At 30.6% G+C, this 15264-nt stretch carries 12 protein-coding genes; 3 read left to right on the top strand and 9 right to left on the bottom strand.

The window, feature by feature from the left end; all coding sequences use genetic code 11:
* Window positions 1–62 precede the first annotated feature (62 nt).
* The gene (locus Q0L44_RS08970) at window positions 63–911 is read right to left on the bottom strand and encodes an OmpA family protein (protein ID WP_296637678.1); all 849 of its coding nucleotides are present in this window, start codon (window positions 909–911) and stop codon (window positions 63–65) included.
* A gap of 114 nt (window positions 912–1025) precedes the next feature.
* Between Q0L44_RS08970 and Q0L44_RS08965 the strand changes: the two genes are divergently transcribed.
* Window positions 1026–2006: an FAD:protein FMN transferase gene (locus Q0L44_RS08965; protein WP_296637676.1), complete on the top strand. Its 981-nt coding sequence runs from the start codon at window positions 1026–1028 to the stop codon at window positions 2004–2006.
* A gap of 4 nt (window positions 2007–2010) precedes the next feature.
* Here the strand turns inward: Q0L44_RS08965 and Q0L44_RS08960 are convergent, their stop codons facing one another.
* The 4 genes from Q0L44_RS08960 to gpmI all read right to left on the bottom strand — a co-directional run bounded on the left by Q0L44_RS08960 (window position 2011) and on the right by gpmI (window position 5805).
* Entirely contained in the window at window positions 2011–2781 is a 771-nt protein-coding gene (locus tag Q0L44_RS08960) for a class I SAM-dependent methyltransferase (RefSeq protein ID WP_296637855.1), read from the bottom strand.
* On the bottom strand, window positions 2778–3587 hold the full coding sequence (gene map, locus Q0L44_RS08955; protein WP_296637675.1) for a type I methionyl aminopeptidase: 810 nt from the start codon (window positions 3585–3587) through the stop codon (window positions 2778–2780). The genes Q0L44_RS08960 and map overlap by 4 nt, the downstream gene beginning before the upstream one ends.
* Before the next feature lie 82 nt (window positions 3588–3669).
* Window positions 3670–4284: a thioredoxin family protein gene (locus tag Q0L44_RS08950; protein WP_296637673.1), complete on the bottom strand. Its 615-nt coding sequence runs from the start codon at window positions 4282–4284 to the stop codon at window positions 3670–3672.
* Between the two features lie 3 nt (window positions 4285–4287).
* On the bottom strand, window positions 4288–5805 hold the full coding sequence (gene gpmI / locus Q0L44_RS08945) for a 2,3-bisphosphoglycerate-independent phosphoglycerate mutase (protein ID WP_296637671.1): 1518 nt from the start codon (window positions 5803–5805) through the stop codon (window positions 4288–4290).
* A gap of 250 nt (window positions 5806–6055) precedes the next feature.
* Here gpmI and Q0L44_RS08940 point away from each other — a divergent pair, with 250 nt between their 5' ends.
* Together Q0L44_RS08940 and Q0L44_RS08935 are read left to right on the top strand one after the other, a co-directional pair.
* Window positions 6056–7795, top strand: coding sequence for an aromatic amino acid hydroxylase (locus tag Q0L44_RS08940; RefSeq protein ID WP_296637670.1), 1740 nt, complete (start codon window positions 6056–6058; stop codon window positions 7793–7795).
* 48 nt (window positions 7796–7843) lie between these two features.
* Complete coding sequence (locus tag Q0L44_RS08935; protein WP_296637668.1) at window positions 7844–8125, top strand: rhodanese-like domain-containing protein; 282 nt, start codon at window positions 7844–7846, stop codon at window positions 8123–8125.
* Between the two features lie 25 nt (window positions 8126–8150).
* On the opposite strand, the gene Q0L44_RS08930 is transcribed toward Q0L44_RS08935, so the two are convergent.
* The 4 genes from Q0L44_RS08930 to alaS all read right to left on the bottom strand — a co-directional run bounded on the left by Q0L44_RS08930 (window position 8151) and on the right by alaS (window position 15183).
* Window positions 8151–9101: a GSCFA domain-containing protein gene (locus tag Q0L44_RS08930; protein WP_296637667.1), complete on the bottom strand. Its 951-nt coding sequence runs from the start codon at window positions 9099–9101 to the stop codon at window positions 8151–8153.
* Window positions 9102–9137: 36 nt separating this feature from the next.
* Entirely contained in the window at window positions 9138–10715 is a 1578-nt protein-coding gene (locus Q0L44_RS08925; RefSeq protein ID WP_296637665.1) for a DUF1501 domain-containing protein, read from the bottom strand.
* 2 nt (window positions 10716–10717) lie between these two features.
* Window positions 10718–12340: a DUF1800 family protein gene (locus Q0L44_RS08920; RefSeq protein ID WP_296637663.1), complete on the bottom strand. Its 1623-nt coding sequence runs from the start codon at window positions 12338–12340 to the stop codon at window positions 10718–10720.
* A 224-nt stretch (window positions 12341–12564) separates the two neighbouring features.
* The gene (alaS, locus tag Q0L44_RS08915; protein WP_296637662.1) at window positions 12565–15183 is read right to left on the bottom strand and encodes an alanine--tRNA ligase; all 2619 of its coding nucleotides are present in this window, start codon (window positions 15181–15183) and stop codon (window positions 12565–12567) included.
* Between the last annotated feature and the right edge of the window lie 81 nt (window positions 15184–15264).

Genomic DNA, 15264 nt, shown 5'->3' with positions numbered 1-15264 from the left:
TCTTCAAAACTAAAAAAACCAACTCAATTGAGTTGGTTTCTTATAATTTTTAAAGAAAAGAATTATTCAGAATCTTGCTCTAATAAATCAAAGAATTGATTTAATTTAGGCATAATAATAATTTTAGTTCTTCTGTTTTTTGCTTTATTTTCTGCAGTGTCATTTGGTGCTAAAGGAACATATTGGCTTCTTCCAGCAGCAATTAAACGTTCTGGTTTTACACCAAATTTGTATTGTAAAATTCTTGTAATAGAAGTTGCTCTTAAAGCAGATAAATCCCAGTTGTCTTGTATAATATCTCTTTTAATAGGTGTTGCATCAGTATGCCCTTCTATCATTACCTCCATTTTAGGTTGATCTTTAATTACTTTTGCAATTTTTTCTAAAACAGTATATGCGTTTTCTGTTACGTTGTAGCTACCACTTTTAAATAAGAGCTTATCTGAAATAGAAATAAAAACAACAGTTTTTTCAACATTAACTTCTATATCTTCATCTTGGATACCATCAGCTAAATTTTTTGTTAAATGGTATTTAATTGCAAGGTTTAATGAATCTTTTTGAGTCATTGCTTGTCTAACTCCATTGATGTATTTGTCTTTTTCACTTAATTGTGAAATTACGTTTTTAATATTATCAGAAGAAGACTGTGTTAAAACAGTTAGGTTTTCTACTTGCTTTAATGCTGTTTTTTTATCTTCTTTTAAGTTTTTAACTTGTTCCGTTAATGCAAAAACTTTCGTTTCTTTCTTTTCGCTCTCTATTAAACATTTTTGTAAACTAGTTTCTACCTTTAATAATTCGTCTTTAGCTTGCTCGTGTTTAGTCTGTAAGGCAACAAACTCTTTTTTTGACACACAAGAAGTGATGATTAAACTAAATAGAATTGCAAACGCTGTTAATTTTTTCATTATATATAAATTATAAATTCTTATACAAATTTAACAAAATCGTCAAACAAAAAGTAAGATTGACGTTATTTTATGAAAATTTTAAACGCTATTTTTGTAATTAAATCATTTGTTATGACTTTCAAAAGATTAAGTTATTCCTTTTTAGTGCTATTTGTCTTTATTTCTTGTGCTTTAGATGAGAAAAGGGAAGATTATACCTTAAAAGGAGGAGTTTTCGGGACAACGTTTAAAATCACGTATTTAAATGCTAAAAAAAATTATCAAAATGAAATAGATAGTTTGTTTGCAGTAATCAACAATTCAGTTTCTACATATATTCCAAATTCAGCTATTTCTAAAATTAATAGTGGAGATACTTCCGTAAAGATTGATCCTATTTTTAAGGAGGTTTTAGAAAAATCGAAAAGAATTTATAAAGAAACTAACGGTTTTTTTGATCCGACTGTTGGTAATCTAGTTAATGCTTACGGTTTTGGACCGGGAAAGGAGTTTACATCTCTCACGAAAGAGGTTATTAAAAAAGAACTTAGGTACGTAGGTTTAGACAAAGTCTCAGAAAAAGACAATATCATTATTAAAGAAGACCCAAAAGTATATCTCGATTTTAATTCAATAGCTAAAGGTTTTGGAATTGATATTGTTGCTAGATTTTTAGATTCTAGACAAATAGAAAGTTACATGGTAGAAATTGGTGGAGAAATTAGAGCTAAAGGAGTCAAGAAAAATAAAAAACCATGGCTTATTCAATTGGTTAACCCTGTTGATGTAACTACAGGTTACAAAACCATTAATCTTTCTGGAAAATCAATGGCAACTTCTGGAAATTACAGGAAATTTAAAATTACAGATGATGGAAAAAAATATGTACATACAATAAACCCCAAAACAGGTTTGGCAAAAGAAAGTAATTTATTGAGTGTATCTGTTATAGCACCATTGGATTGCGCTGATGTAGATGGCTATGCTACAGCATTTATGGCTATGGGTTTAGAAAAAACAAAAGCGTTATTAAAGGAATTAAAAAAGTTGCAAGTTATTTTATTATATACAAATGATAACGGAGAATTAGAGGAATTTACAAATTATAACTAAAGGTTTACTTATAGCAAACAGGAAGTATTTCTCCTTCCATCAAACAAAATCGTTCTAGTTTTTCTGGAGCGATTTTTTTTGTATAATCTACTTCATCAACTCTAAAACCAACAGTTCTTAACTTATCAAAATAGTCTCTACCATAAACGCGCACATGATCATATTGACCAAAAATTTCTGCACGTTGTTTTTTGTCTGTAATAGAATCATCTTCAAAAGTAGTTGCTCTATTTAAATCTTGCGGAATTTGAAAAACACCAAACCCACCTTTTTTTAAAACACGGTATAACTCTTGCACTGCTTTGTAATCATCATGAATATGCTCTAACACATGATTGCAGAAAACGACATCAAACTCATTGTCTTTAAAAGGTAAATCGCAAATATCTGCTTTTACATCTGCTATTGGGCTTTCTAAATCAGAAGTAATATATGCTAGATTTTTCTGATTTCTAAAAATATCTAAGAAACATTGTTCAGGTGCAATATGTAAAACTTTTAGCTTTTTGGTTGAGGTGAAAAAGTTAGTTTCATCATTTAAAAACAACCACATTAACCTGTGTCTTTCTAAAGATAATGTAGATGGAGAAAGTGCGTTTTCTCTTTGTTTTCCATATCCATAAGGTAAAAACTTTCTAAAGGATTTACCATCTATTGGGTCTGTAAATTTATTACCTTTTAAATACAAAGCAATTAGAGGTCTAACCACATAACTTGCTTTTATCAATAAAGGTCTTGGTATGGTATTTAATATGGTTTTAAAGATAGACACTATAGGCTTTGTCTGAATTCATCTTCTTCATTAGTTTCTATACCTAATGCATCATGGACATATTTAAAGGTAGATAAAAGTTCTGGCTTACCATTAACAATGGCAACATCATGCTCAAAATGAGCTGAAGGTTTATTGTCTAAAGTAGTAATTGTCCACCCATCTGCATGTTGTCTAATTTTCTGAGTTCCCATATTTATCATAGGCTCAATAGCTACTACCATACCTTCTGTAAACTTTTTTCCTCTTCCTCTTTTACCATAGTTTGGCATTTCTGGATCTTCGTGCATTTTACGTCCTAAGCCATGGCCTACGAGCTCCCTAACCACTCCATAACCATGTTTTTCAGTAAAATTTTGAATTGCAAAACCTACATCTCCAACTCTATTACCAGCTTTAAATTCTCTTATACCAACGTATAAACTTTCTCTAGTTATGTCTAAAAGTTTTTTGGTGTCTGCATCAATTTCTCCAACGGCAAAAGTATAGGCATGGTCTCCATAAAAATCATTTTTTAAAGCGCCACAATCTATAGAAATAATATCTCCCTCTTTTAGTGGTTCTTTTGTAGGGAATCCGTGAACAACTTGCGAGTTTGGACTCATACAAAGTGTATTAGGAAAATCATATAAACCTAAAAATCCAGGAATAGCACCTTGTTCTCTAATAAAATCTTCTGCAAGCTTGTCTAAAAATAAAGTGGTTACACTAGGTTTAACTTCTTTGGCAAGCATACCTAATGTTCTAGAAACTACTAAAGCACTTTCGCGCATAATTTCTATTTCTTCTCTAGTTTTAATCTTAATCATGGTAAAAAAATTGAAACACAAAGTTACTACAATTATTAGGATTTATGAATGAATAGCACTTTAGAGAAATAACGTTTTTATATTATTTACTTCTGTCATAAGAGTGCTTGTAAGGTGCTCCTGTCAAAATATTTAAAATATCTTTTTCTAAAGTTTCTCTAGGATATTCTACAAAACGACCTACTTCTTCACCATCTTTATAAAAGATAAACGTAGGTACTCTTATGATATTAAAACCTTCTTGTAAATTATCTGGAGTTTTTTTGTTTCTACCCACTGTTATTAGCTCAAAATAATCTTGATCAAAACCTGTTTCATCTAAAATTTTGTAAAAACGAGGTGTTTCTCTTTTGCTATCTCCACACCAAGTTCCCATAAAACCTTTAATGGTAAAATCGTTAATAATAGGTTTTAACTTAGCAATAAGTTCTTGGTCAGTTTTATACGAACTGTACCTATCATTAAACCAATATTGGTAAGAGTTGTCATTAAAGGCTTCTCTGCTGGCAAAACCAATTAAATATCCTCTATCGTTTTTTGTTGCATTAGCAGTTGTTGCTTTTTTTCTAATAAACTCTTCAATTTGTTCTTTAACCTCAATTTCTTTCACTACATCTTTTTTGTTTTCTACAAGATGTTTATTTGCATTACATGAATAAAGTAAGATGCCTACGAATAAAATAGCTAAGTTTCTCATATATTATAGTAGCGATTTTTGAGTCATTTCTTTTGGTTGCTTAACCCCAACTAATTCTAAAATAGTTGGTGCAATATCTCCTAAAATACCACTTTTTATAGATTTGATTTTATCATCAATTAAAATAAAAGGCACTGGGTTTGTAGTATGTGCTGTATGAGGAGATCCATCAGGATTCATCATTGTTTCACAATTGCCATGATCTGCAATTAATAAGGTGCAATAGCCGTTTTTTAAACCAGTTTCAATAACCGCTTTTGCACAATCATCTACAGTTTCACAGGCTTTTATTGCTGCCTCCATAATTCCTGTATGTCCAACCATATCTCCATTTGCAAAATTTAAACAAACAAAATCTGCTTCACCTTTTTCTAAATCTTCACAAAGTGCATCTTTTAATTCGTAGGCAGACATTTCTGGTTTTAAGTCATAGGTAGCTACTTTTGGTGAGTTTCTTAATATTCTAGATTCGCCATCAAATGGTGCTTCTTGACCTCCAGAAAAGAAAAAGGTAACATGAGGATACTTCTCTGTTTCAGCAATTCTTATTTGTTTTTTACCTGCATTTGCTAAAACTTCACCTAAGGTATTTTTAATATTATCGTTATTATAAATTACGTTGATATTTGAAAACGATTCATCATACAATGTCATTGTTGTATAATATAAATCTAGTTTTTTCATATCAAATTCAGGGAAATCTGTTTGTGAAAGCACATTTGTTAATTCTCTTCCTCTATCTGTTCTGTAGTTAAAGAAAATTACTGCATCTCCTTCTTTTATTGTCGTTTTTGGAGAACCATCTTCGTTAGTTACAATAATTGGTTTATGAAATTCGTCTGTTAAACCTTCTTCATAATTGTTTTTAATGGTTGTAATAGCATTAGTAGTTTTGGTACCTGTGCCGTTTACTACTCCATGATAAGCTTCACTTACTCTTTCCCATCTGTTATCTCTGTCCATAGCATAATAACGCCCAGTAACAGTGGCTAATTCACCTGTGGTTTCAGCCATATATTCTTCAATATCATTGATAAAATAAGCGCCAGATTTTGGATCACAATCTCTACCATCTGTAAAAGCATGAAGAAAAACATTATCAACATTATTTTCTTTAGCTACACCTAAAATTCCTTTTAAATGGTTGATGTGAGCATGAATACCCCCATTTGAAACTAAACCTAACAAATGAACATTTTTGTTGTTCTCTTTGGCATAAGCAAAAGTATCTAGCAATACTTTCTCTTGGCCTAGTGTTTTTTCTTTTACAGCTTTATTAATTCTAGCTAAGTTTTGATATACAATTCTACCTGCACCTAAATTCATGTGGCCCACTTCTGAATTACCCATTTGCCCTTCAGGCAAACCAACATGTTCTCCATCAGTTCTTAATTCTGCATGAGGATATTTTTCATAAAGTGCATTAATATATGGTGTATTGGCATTGTAAATGGCAGAAACTTTTGGGTCTTGTGTTATACCCCAACCATCTAGTATCATTAAGATTACTTTCTTATTCATGTTGTTGATTTATAACGTAAAAATAAGAAAGATTTTAGACAGTATTTTAAAATTTTACGAAACCGATAGCGTAGATGTGTAAGTTTTAAGAATATAAAGGGACCATCAATTTTTCTAATTTTACATAGCAATTATCAATATCGTAATTAAACAGAATAATCTTTTTCATATTATTTTTTAACATCAAAAAAATTCATGATTCATTATAGAAATCGTAATTTTACAAGGTAAATTATATGAGATTTTTGTAATGGATTCACACTTTGAAATGAACGATGTAACTAGGAAGTTACCCAAACATTTACACAAATTTGTTGTACAGCAACCTTATGAAGAGTATACACCTCAAAACCATGCAGTCTGGAGATATGTGATGCGTATGAATGTAGATTATTTAAGTAAAGTTGCACATAAATCTTACATTCCTGGTTTAGAAAAAACAGGTATTTTTAAAGAAAACATTCCAAGAATGGAAGGTATGAATAGAATCTTAAAAGAGATTGGTTGGGCAGCTGTTTCTGTAGATGGTTTTATACCTCCAAATGCATTTATGGAGTTCCAGGCGTATAATGTTTTGGTGATTGCCTCAGATATGAGAACCATAAATCATATCGAATATACACCTGCACCAGATATAATTCATGAAGCTGCAGGTCATGCACCTATTATTGCAAATCCTGAATATTCAGAGTATTTAAGACGTTTTGGAGAAATTGGGAGCAAAGCTATTTCATCTGCCAAAGACTATGAAATGTATGAAGCAATCAGACTTTTATCTATCTTAAAAGAAAACCCAAATTCTAGCGAAAAACAAATTGAAGAAGCTGAAGAAAAGGTAGCTTGGCTACAAAATAATATGGGTGAATTGTCTGAAATGGCTATGATTCGTAATTTGCATTGGTGGACAGTAGAGTATGGGTTAATTGGCACTTTAGATAATCCTAAGATATATGGAGCAGGTCTTTTATCGTCTATAGGAGAAAGTGCTTGGTGCATGCAAGATAAAGTAGAAAAAGTAAAATATTCTATAGAAGCAGCTACAAAGAATTTTGATATTACAAAACCACAACCTCAATTATTCGTTACTCCAGATTTTGCCCATTTAAGTATGGTTTTAAACGAATTTGCAAATACAATGGCACTAAGAAAAGGTGGTTTAAATGGCGTTCAAAAACTTATAGATTCTCAAAACTTAGGAACAATTGAATTAACCACGGGTATTCAAGTTTCTGGTGTTTTTGATAAAGTAATTCAGTTTAATAATAATAAAGTCGCTTACTTTCAAACAAAAGGAGCAACAGCTTTGTCTAATAGAGATAAAGAATTAATAGGGCACGGAATAGCTGTGCATCAAAACGGATTTGGTAGCCCAATTGGTAAGTTAAAAGGGGTCAATTTGGCTATAGAAGATATGAGCCCAAGAGATTTAAAAGCTTACGGTATTTATGAAGGCGAATTTATGACTTTAGAGTTCGAAAGTGGAATTGTTTTAAAAGGGAGAGCTATAACTGGCACTAGAGATTTAAGAGGTAAAATACTTATCATCACTTTTGATGAGTGCACAGTTACTTATAAAGAAGAAATATTATTTCAGCCTGATTGGGGTTTATATGATATGGCTGTTGGTTCTTCAATTATATCAGCTTATGCAGGGCCTGCAGATGTAGATTCTTTTGTTGGTTTGGGTAAAGTTTCTGAAACTAAAACACATAAAATCATGTATTCTGATGCTGAAAAGCAATTGTATTCTTTGTATGCAGAAGTTAGAAAAATGCGAGAAGATAATACAGTTACAGAAGCTAAAATTGCAACTATTTATAATCAATTAAAAAGTGATTTTCGCAAAGACTGGCTGTTACAATTAGAACTTTATGAATTGGCTTTACATAAGAATTATGAAATTAAAAATGCTATTTTAGAAACGTTACAAAACTTAAAAAGTAACAAAAGTTACACTAGTCTTATTGAAAATGGTTTAAATTTGCATTAGCTTTAAAAAAATAACGTGGGTTTATTTGACATTTTTAAAAGGAAAGATATGAGTAATGAAATTAAAGATTATTTAGAGAAACAAGCAGTAATTCTAGACGTAAGAACACAAGAGGAATGGGATGAGGGGCATGTTGCTACTGCAAAACATATTGTTTTAAACTTAATTCCTTTAGAACTAGAGCAGATTAAATCTTGGAAGAAACCAGTTATTGCTGTTTGTAGAAGTGGAGCAAGAAGTGGACAAGCTACACAATTTTTACAGCAACATGGTTTGGATGTTATTAACGGAGGCCCTTGGCAAAATGTGGCTCAGTTTATAGAAGATTAAATTTAAATACGTTAAGTGCCTTATTTTAGAACTTGATATGTGGGTACTTAGTAATAATTAGTTTTTTTTTCAAAGATAAATTTTGTAAAAACTCTTTATGTTCTTTGCTTGTTGCATTAAATGGTTTATGAGCAATTCCTTTTTGAATAATATCAACTTCTTTTAAGGTTGATGTCATGTTTTCTGCTAACCAAACCTCTGTAAAACGTTTCCAAATGTATTGAATGGCTGTCTTGTTAGGATGAATCATGTCTTCTGCATAAAAACGATAATCTCTAAGTTCATCCATCATAATTTCATAAGAAGGAAAATAATGAACGTTTTTTCTAATGTTTACAACTTCGTGAATTGCTGATATTAAATGACTTTTACTCTGTGTATTCTGGGTAAAACCATCTTTTAAATGCCTTACAGGAGAAACTGTAAAAAGAATTGTAATGTTTGGATTTGTACTTTTTATTAATGACACTATTGACTCTAAACTATTAGTAATTTCAGCAATATTTAAAAGCTCTTTTAAGAATTTTTTCTGAGGTATTTTGTGGCAATTGGCTACAATTTTATTAGTCTTTTTAAAACGATATACCCAAGCTGTACCAAGAGTTATGATAAGATGTGAAGTGTTTTCTAAATATTTTTGAGTAGCTAAAATTTCTGAGTTTAAATTATTTAAAATAGTGCTTTCATCAACTTCACTTAAAGATGAATGTGCATCAAAACTATGATATCTTTCATTTTGATACACTAAATCTTCTTTCGTAAATGTTTTTTTATTAATAACATCTGTAACAAATTGTTCAATAGCTTTTGGATGAAATAAAATACCAAACGGGTTTTGTAGCTGCTTAAATTTAAAGTAGTTGAGTTTGTTTCCTATATTTTCTGAAAAACAAGAGCCTAATAACAGAATGCTAGCATTGTAATCAATTCGATTTGTTGTTTGTTTTTTTAAAGGAATGGAAGTTAGAAATTTCATAAACTACTTTTTTTGAAAAGTAAATTTAATCGAAATTTAATACTTCATCAATTTTTTAGTTTTAGAATTACCTTTAGTTTGATAATGAATAAAGTAATTGCCTTTTGGTAAAGATTGTACATCAATTTTAATAGAATGTTGAATAGAGCTATAATTCTTGTGGGAAATTTCTTTTACTACAGCACCAATACTATTGTATAAAGTAATTCTAGTGCGTTCATTTGTTCCAAAGAACTTTATATTGATAAAATCTGAAGTAGGATTTGGAAAGACCTTAATTTCTGATTTTTCTAATAAAATATCATCAGTAGAAAGTGCCACAGAACAACCTGATTTAAAAAGTGGCAATGCATCAAATTCATCAAATAAAATACTAGTAGATTCTTGTTTTGTAGCACCTAACCAATCTGTTAAAATAGTACTATAAATATTTCTAAAATCAAATTGCATTTGAACCCCTTCTTTCTCGTCAACCTGAGTGTCAATTTCTGGTGCGTCTCCTAAAACTTGGTTTTTTGCGCAATTTCCAAAAACAAATAAAGGAGCTGCTGTTCCATGGTCAGTACCTAAACCAGCATTAGAACGAATTCTTCTTCCAAACTCAGAATACGTCATTCCAAGTACTTTATCTTCAATATTTAATAATTTTAAATCATCTTGAAATGCAGCCATAGCATCCGATAATTCTTCTAATAAATCTGCATGTTTACCTGTTTTTGTAACTCCTTCTACTACTTGGGTATCATGATTATCAAAACCACCAAGTTGTACCACATATACTTTGGTTTTTAATCCGCCAGAAATTAGTTTAGCAACCTGTTTTAATTTTTCAGATAAACTAGAATTATTATATTTAGTAGATAAATTGTTTCCAGAACTAGATGCATTTTTAATTACTTCTGCATATGCATTTGTTTGTTTTATGGTTTCATTTACAAAGGCTAAAGCATCTCCATAACAATTATCAGGAATATTACCAGTATTAGAAACCAAAGCAGTTCCAGGATTTTCTGGATCTTCTAATGCCATAGAAAAATTAGAATTTATTCCTTGGCAAGTTTCAGATACAACTCTACCAATAGTAATGGCAAATGGATCTGGATTGTTTTCATTAGGATAATTTTCTGGAAATGTAGCATGATTAACATCAAAAAAACGTCCAATCCAACCAGAAGAGATATAATCATTTACACTTGAAGCTGAGTTCCAAATATCTGTAGATCTAAAATGCGAACGGTTCTGATCTGGATACCCTACATTTTGAATAACTCCTAGTTTTTCTTGATCCCAAATAGCCTTTAGTCCAGACATAGAAGGATGAAAACGAGTTGTTCCGTTAACAGTTAATAAATCGTTTTCTGGAATAATAATATTTGATCTAACATTTTGTAGATTATCATATTGATTTAAATCGAAAACGGTGTTTAAACCATCATTTCCTCCTTGCAATTGTATTAATACTAATATATTATCATTTTCTGTGGAAAATTGATATGCGGCTGGTTTTTCTTTTGCAAAAATTGGGAAACCACTCAAAGCAATAGGAAGTGAGGCAGTAGCTATTGAACTTAACTTTATAAAATCTCGTCTATTTAATTTCTGATTCTTTTTCATAACTACATTATTTGGAATTCAGACATTTGAACCATTACTGAAATTAAGTTTCTTAATTTATTATCAACTGCTTGTTCTATTGCAGTATTGTTTGGGGCACTTAGATAATCAGAATATTCAACAGTCCATTCAAAATCTGGTAAACCAGGGATTAAAATATCTTTTAAACTGGTAATTTGATTTTCAGTAATCTCATAATTAAACAACTGATTAGCCAACTCCCTAACTAAAACATTTGGGTCTTGTGCGTTTGTTATTCCTGCAGCAATATTTAAAACAGGAACTAAAGCAGGCACTTTATGTTTTTTATTATTTATAAGGAGGTCTCCTCCTGTTACCAAAATTCTACAATAGTCTAATCTTTTTGGAAGTAGATAACTATTCACCCAATTTTTATAATATAGAGGTGATTGATAATAGGCTTTCCAACCAGCTACATCTGGATGATGAAAAATAGATTGATTTAAATCTGAAGCAGCTAAATATAGTGTAAAAGCAAATTCATATTCTTCTTTAAAGGAAGTTTTTGGCGCAGAAACCAATAAAGATTTTGTGGTAGAAAACAGCAAATCAATAGGACTTTTTATCATACAAAATGTATTTTCAAAAAAGTGTTCTGAAGCCAATAATACTTTTAAAGCTGGCGCAATTTCATAATCATTATCTCTAATTATTTTTGCTAAAGGTTCTATAATATTAGTTTCAATTTCTAATGATATTTCAGCATTTACAAACCAAATATACATTTGCCTAATTATAAAACGAGAACACTCCTCTTGTTCAAATAGTTTATCAATTAAGTCTTTATATTCATTTTCTGCATTTTCAGAAATCTCAGCATTATCAAACCTATGAGATAGTGTTTTACTTCCTTTAGTATGTCTATTATTTGTAAAATAAGCATTATTAGGATCTTCATGTTTTATCCACCTAGACCTCCAACCCGTTAAAACTTTTGCTATTTGAATAACATCATCTTCTGTATAATTTGTATAATCTCCATTACCAACAGCATCACCTTTACCTATGGTAAATAGCTCTAATAATTCTCTAGAATAGTTTTCATTAGGAGCTTTATCACTATTTTGATTTCCACTCAAATATATGAGCATATTTTGATCTATAGTAATCTGTTTTGTAAGCTCCTTAAAATTGCCTGTTGCGTTTTTTCTAAGCGTATTAATATAAAAAAATTCTCTATGAGGATTTGTGTTTTCTGATACAAAATGATTGTGCCAAAACAAAGTTAGTTTCTCTCTAATAGAAATTCCAGCTTCTTGCATTTGCAAAAAAGACCATGCATACATAGATCTATTTCTAGCTCTAAAAACTCGATTTCTTTCTTGACTTGTAGGTAAATCTGGATATGGAGGAGCAGTAACCCAAGTTTCCCCATAATTTACATCAGGGTCATTTACCTGACCTCGTTCAGTACCATCTAACTCATATTTTAAAGGAGTTTCTGGTAATGGTTTTTCCTCAAAAAGTTTTATAATAGTTGCTGATAATCCTAAACTAACAGATTCTTCTGTTAAAGCTTGTGATACTCCAAAAGAAGTTCTTTTTAATAAGTGTCTTGCTTCTTTTGCAGACCAATTTCCTGAATATGGATCTAAATATGGCATATTTTAAAGATAAACATTTTATTAGAATAAATAATCTAACTAATTAGACTAATCATAAAACAAAAAGTTTAATATCCATAACGAATATTCTTTTAACTTACTTAAAATAGATATCTTTAAGTTAGTATTGTTAGCTCTTTAATGAGAAAAATGGTTTATTTATCAAACAAAAAAGAGTTTACATGCCAAATTCCAAAACCTGATAACATCAAAATCACTACTATTTATACTAAATATTCTTTTGCTTTTTCTAAAGCTTTAGGTATTCCTCCAGGATTTCTACCTCCAGCAGTTGCAAAAAATTGTTGACCACCTCCACCTCCGTGAATTAATTTACCCAATTCTCTAACAACAGTACCTGCATTATATCCTCTTTCATTTGCTAATTCTTTAGAAATGTAACAAGTTAATAGAGCTTTCTCATTGCTTGGAGCAGAAGCAAATAGTAAAAATAAATTTTGATATTCTTTACCTAGAGCAAACGCCAAGTTTTTAATTCCATTTGCGTCTAAATCTACTTTAGTGGCTAAGAATTGAACACCATTTATTTCCTCTAGTTGAGTTTTTATTTCAATAGAAAGGTTTTGTGCTTTATCTTTTAATAATTGTTCTACCTGCTTTTGTAAGTTAGCATTTTCATCTTGTAATTTTTGAACTGCTTTAACAGGGTTTTTAGTATTGTTTAGTAAATTTTTTATTTCAAATAAAGTGCTATTATTTTCAAAATAGAAATCTTTTACAGCATCATTAGTAATGGCCTCAATTCTACGTATACCAGCAGCTACAGCTCCTTCAGATTTAATTTTAAAATGCCAGATATCTCCTGTGTTTTTTACGTGAGTACCCCCGCAAAGTTCTATGGATTTACCGAATTTAATGGCTCTAACAGTATCTCCATATTTCTCGCCAAACAAAGCCATTGCACCATCTGCAATTGCTTTTTCCATAGTTATATTTCTACTTTCTTTTAAAGGTAATTTTCCAGAAATACGAGCATTTACATAGTTTTCTACATCTTGTAATTCTTCTGTAGTTAATTTAGAAAAATGAGAAAAATCAAAACGTAAATATTTAGAATGTACTGCAGAACCTTTTTGGGCTACATGGGTGCCTAAAACTTCTCTTAAGGCTTGGTGTAATAAGTGAGTAGCTGTATGATTGCATTCTGTTCTGTAACGTTGTTTCTCATCTACAACTGCTTTAAAACTTGCTTCTAAATTTTGAGGTAGATTTTTAGCAAAATGAATAATTACGTTGTTTTCTTTCTTGGTATCTAAAATGTAAATTACATCTCCATTTATATCTTCTAAATATCCTTTGTCTCCCACTTGACCACCACCTTCTGGGTAAAATGGAGTTAAATTAAAAACCAACTGATACATTTCACCATCTTTTTTAGAGGTTACTTTTCTATATCTTGTTAGTTTAACATTAGCTTCTAAAAAGTCATATCCAATAAATTCTTCTTCTTTATCTTCTACTAAAATAGTCCAATCATCCGTAGACATTTCACTAGCAGCTCTAGATCTATCTTTTTGTTTTTTTAACTCTTCTTTAAACCCTTTTTCATCTAAAGTAAACCCTTTTTCAGATAAGATTAATGCGGTTAAATCTATAGGGAACCCAAAGGTGTCGTACAATTCGAAAACTTTATCTCCAGAAATCTCTTTACTTTTTGCATTAGCTATAATAGCATCTAACAATACTAACCCTTGGTCTAAAGTTCTTAAAAAAGAAGTTTCTTCTTCCTTTATAACATTTTCTATGAGTTGTTTCTGATTTTTTAATTCAGGAAACGCTTTACTCATTTTGTCAGTCAAAATACCTACTAACCTATAAATAAAAGGTTCTTTCTTTTCTAAAAAGGTAAAACCATATCTAACAGCTCTTCTTAAAATTCTACGAATAACGTAACCTGCTCCAGTATTACTTGGTAGCTGTCCGTCTGCAATAGAAAATGCTACAGCTCTAACATGGTCAGAAATTACTCGAGTAGCAATATCTTGTTGCTCATTTTTACCATAAGAAGTGTTTGTTATGGCACCTATTTCTCTAATAATAGGAGAAAATACATCTGTATCATAATTAGATTTAACGTTTTGTAACACCATACAAAGACGTTCAAACCCCATTCCAGTGTCTATATGTTTGTTTGGTAAATCTTCTAAACTCCCATTGGCTTTTCTATTGTATTGCATAAAAACCAAGTTCCAGATTTCTACTACCTGAGGATGGTCTTCGTTTATTAATGTTTTTCCATCAACTCTTGCCTTTTCATCTTTACTTCGAATATCAACATGAATTTCAGAACAGGGCCCACATGGTCCTTGTTCTCCCATTTCCCAAAAGTTATCTTTTTTGTTTCCTTTTAAAATACGATCCTCAGCAATAAACTGTTTCCAAATATCATATGCTTCAGTATCCACAGATAGATTGTCTGAATCTTCAGAACCTTCAAAAACAGTAACATATAAGATGTCTTTGTCTATTTTATATACTTCAGTCAAAAGTTCCCAAGCCCAAGCAATTGCTTCTTTTTTAAAGTAATCTCCAAAAGACCAGTTTCCTAACATTTCAAATAAGGTATGGTGGTAGGTGTCATAACCTACTTCTTCTAAATCATTATGTTTACCAGAAACACGTAAACATTTTTGAGAATCAGTTAGCCTATTTTTTTTAGGAGTTCCATTACCTAGGAAATATTCCTTAAAAGGTGCCATTCCAGAATTCACAAACAGCAATGTAGGATCATCTTTACTTACCATTGGAGCAGAGGGTACTACTAAATGCGATTTTTTTTGAAAAAAGTCTAGAAAAGTAGCGCGAATATCTTGAGATTTCATAAAAAAAGAAGTTTCCAACAGGTTGGATTATGTTAATATATTTTTAAAATAACGACTTAAAAAAAGCAGTTGTAAAACATT

The sequence above is a fragment of the Polaribacter sp. genome, from assembly GCF_024639685.1.
GTDB lineage: Bacteria > Bacteroidota > Bacteroidia > Flavobacteriales > Flavobacteriaceae > Polaribacter.
This window is presented reverse-complemented; position numbering and strand designations above follow the sequence as displayed.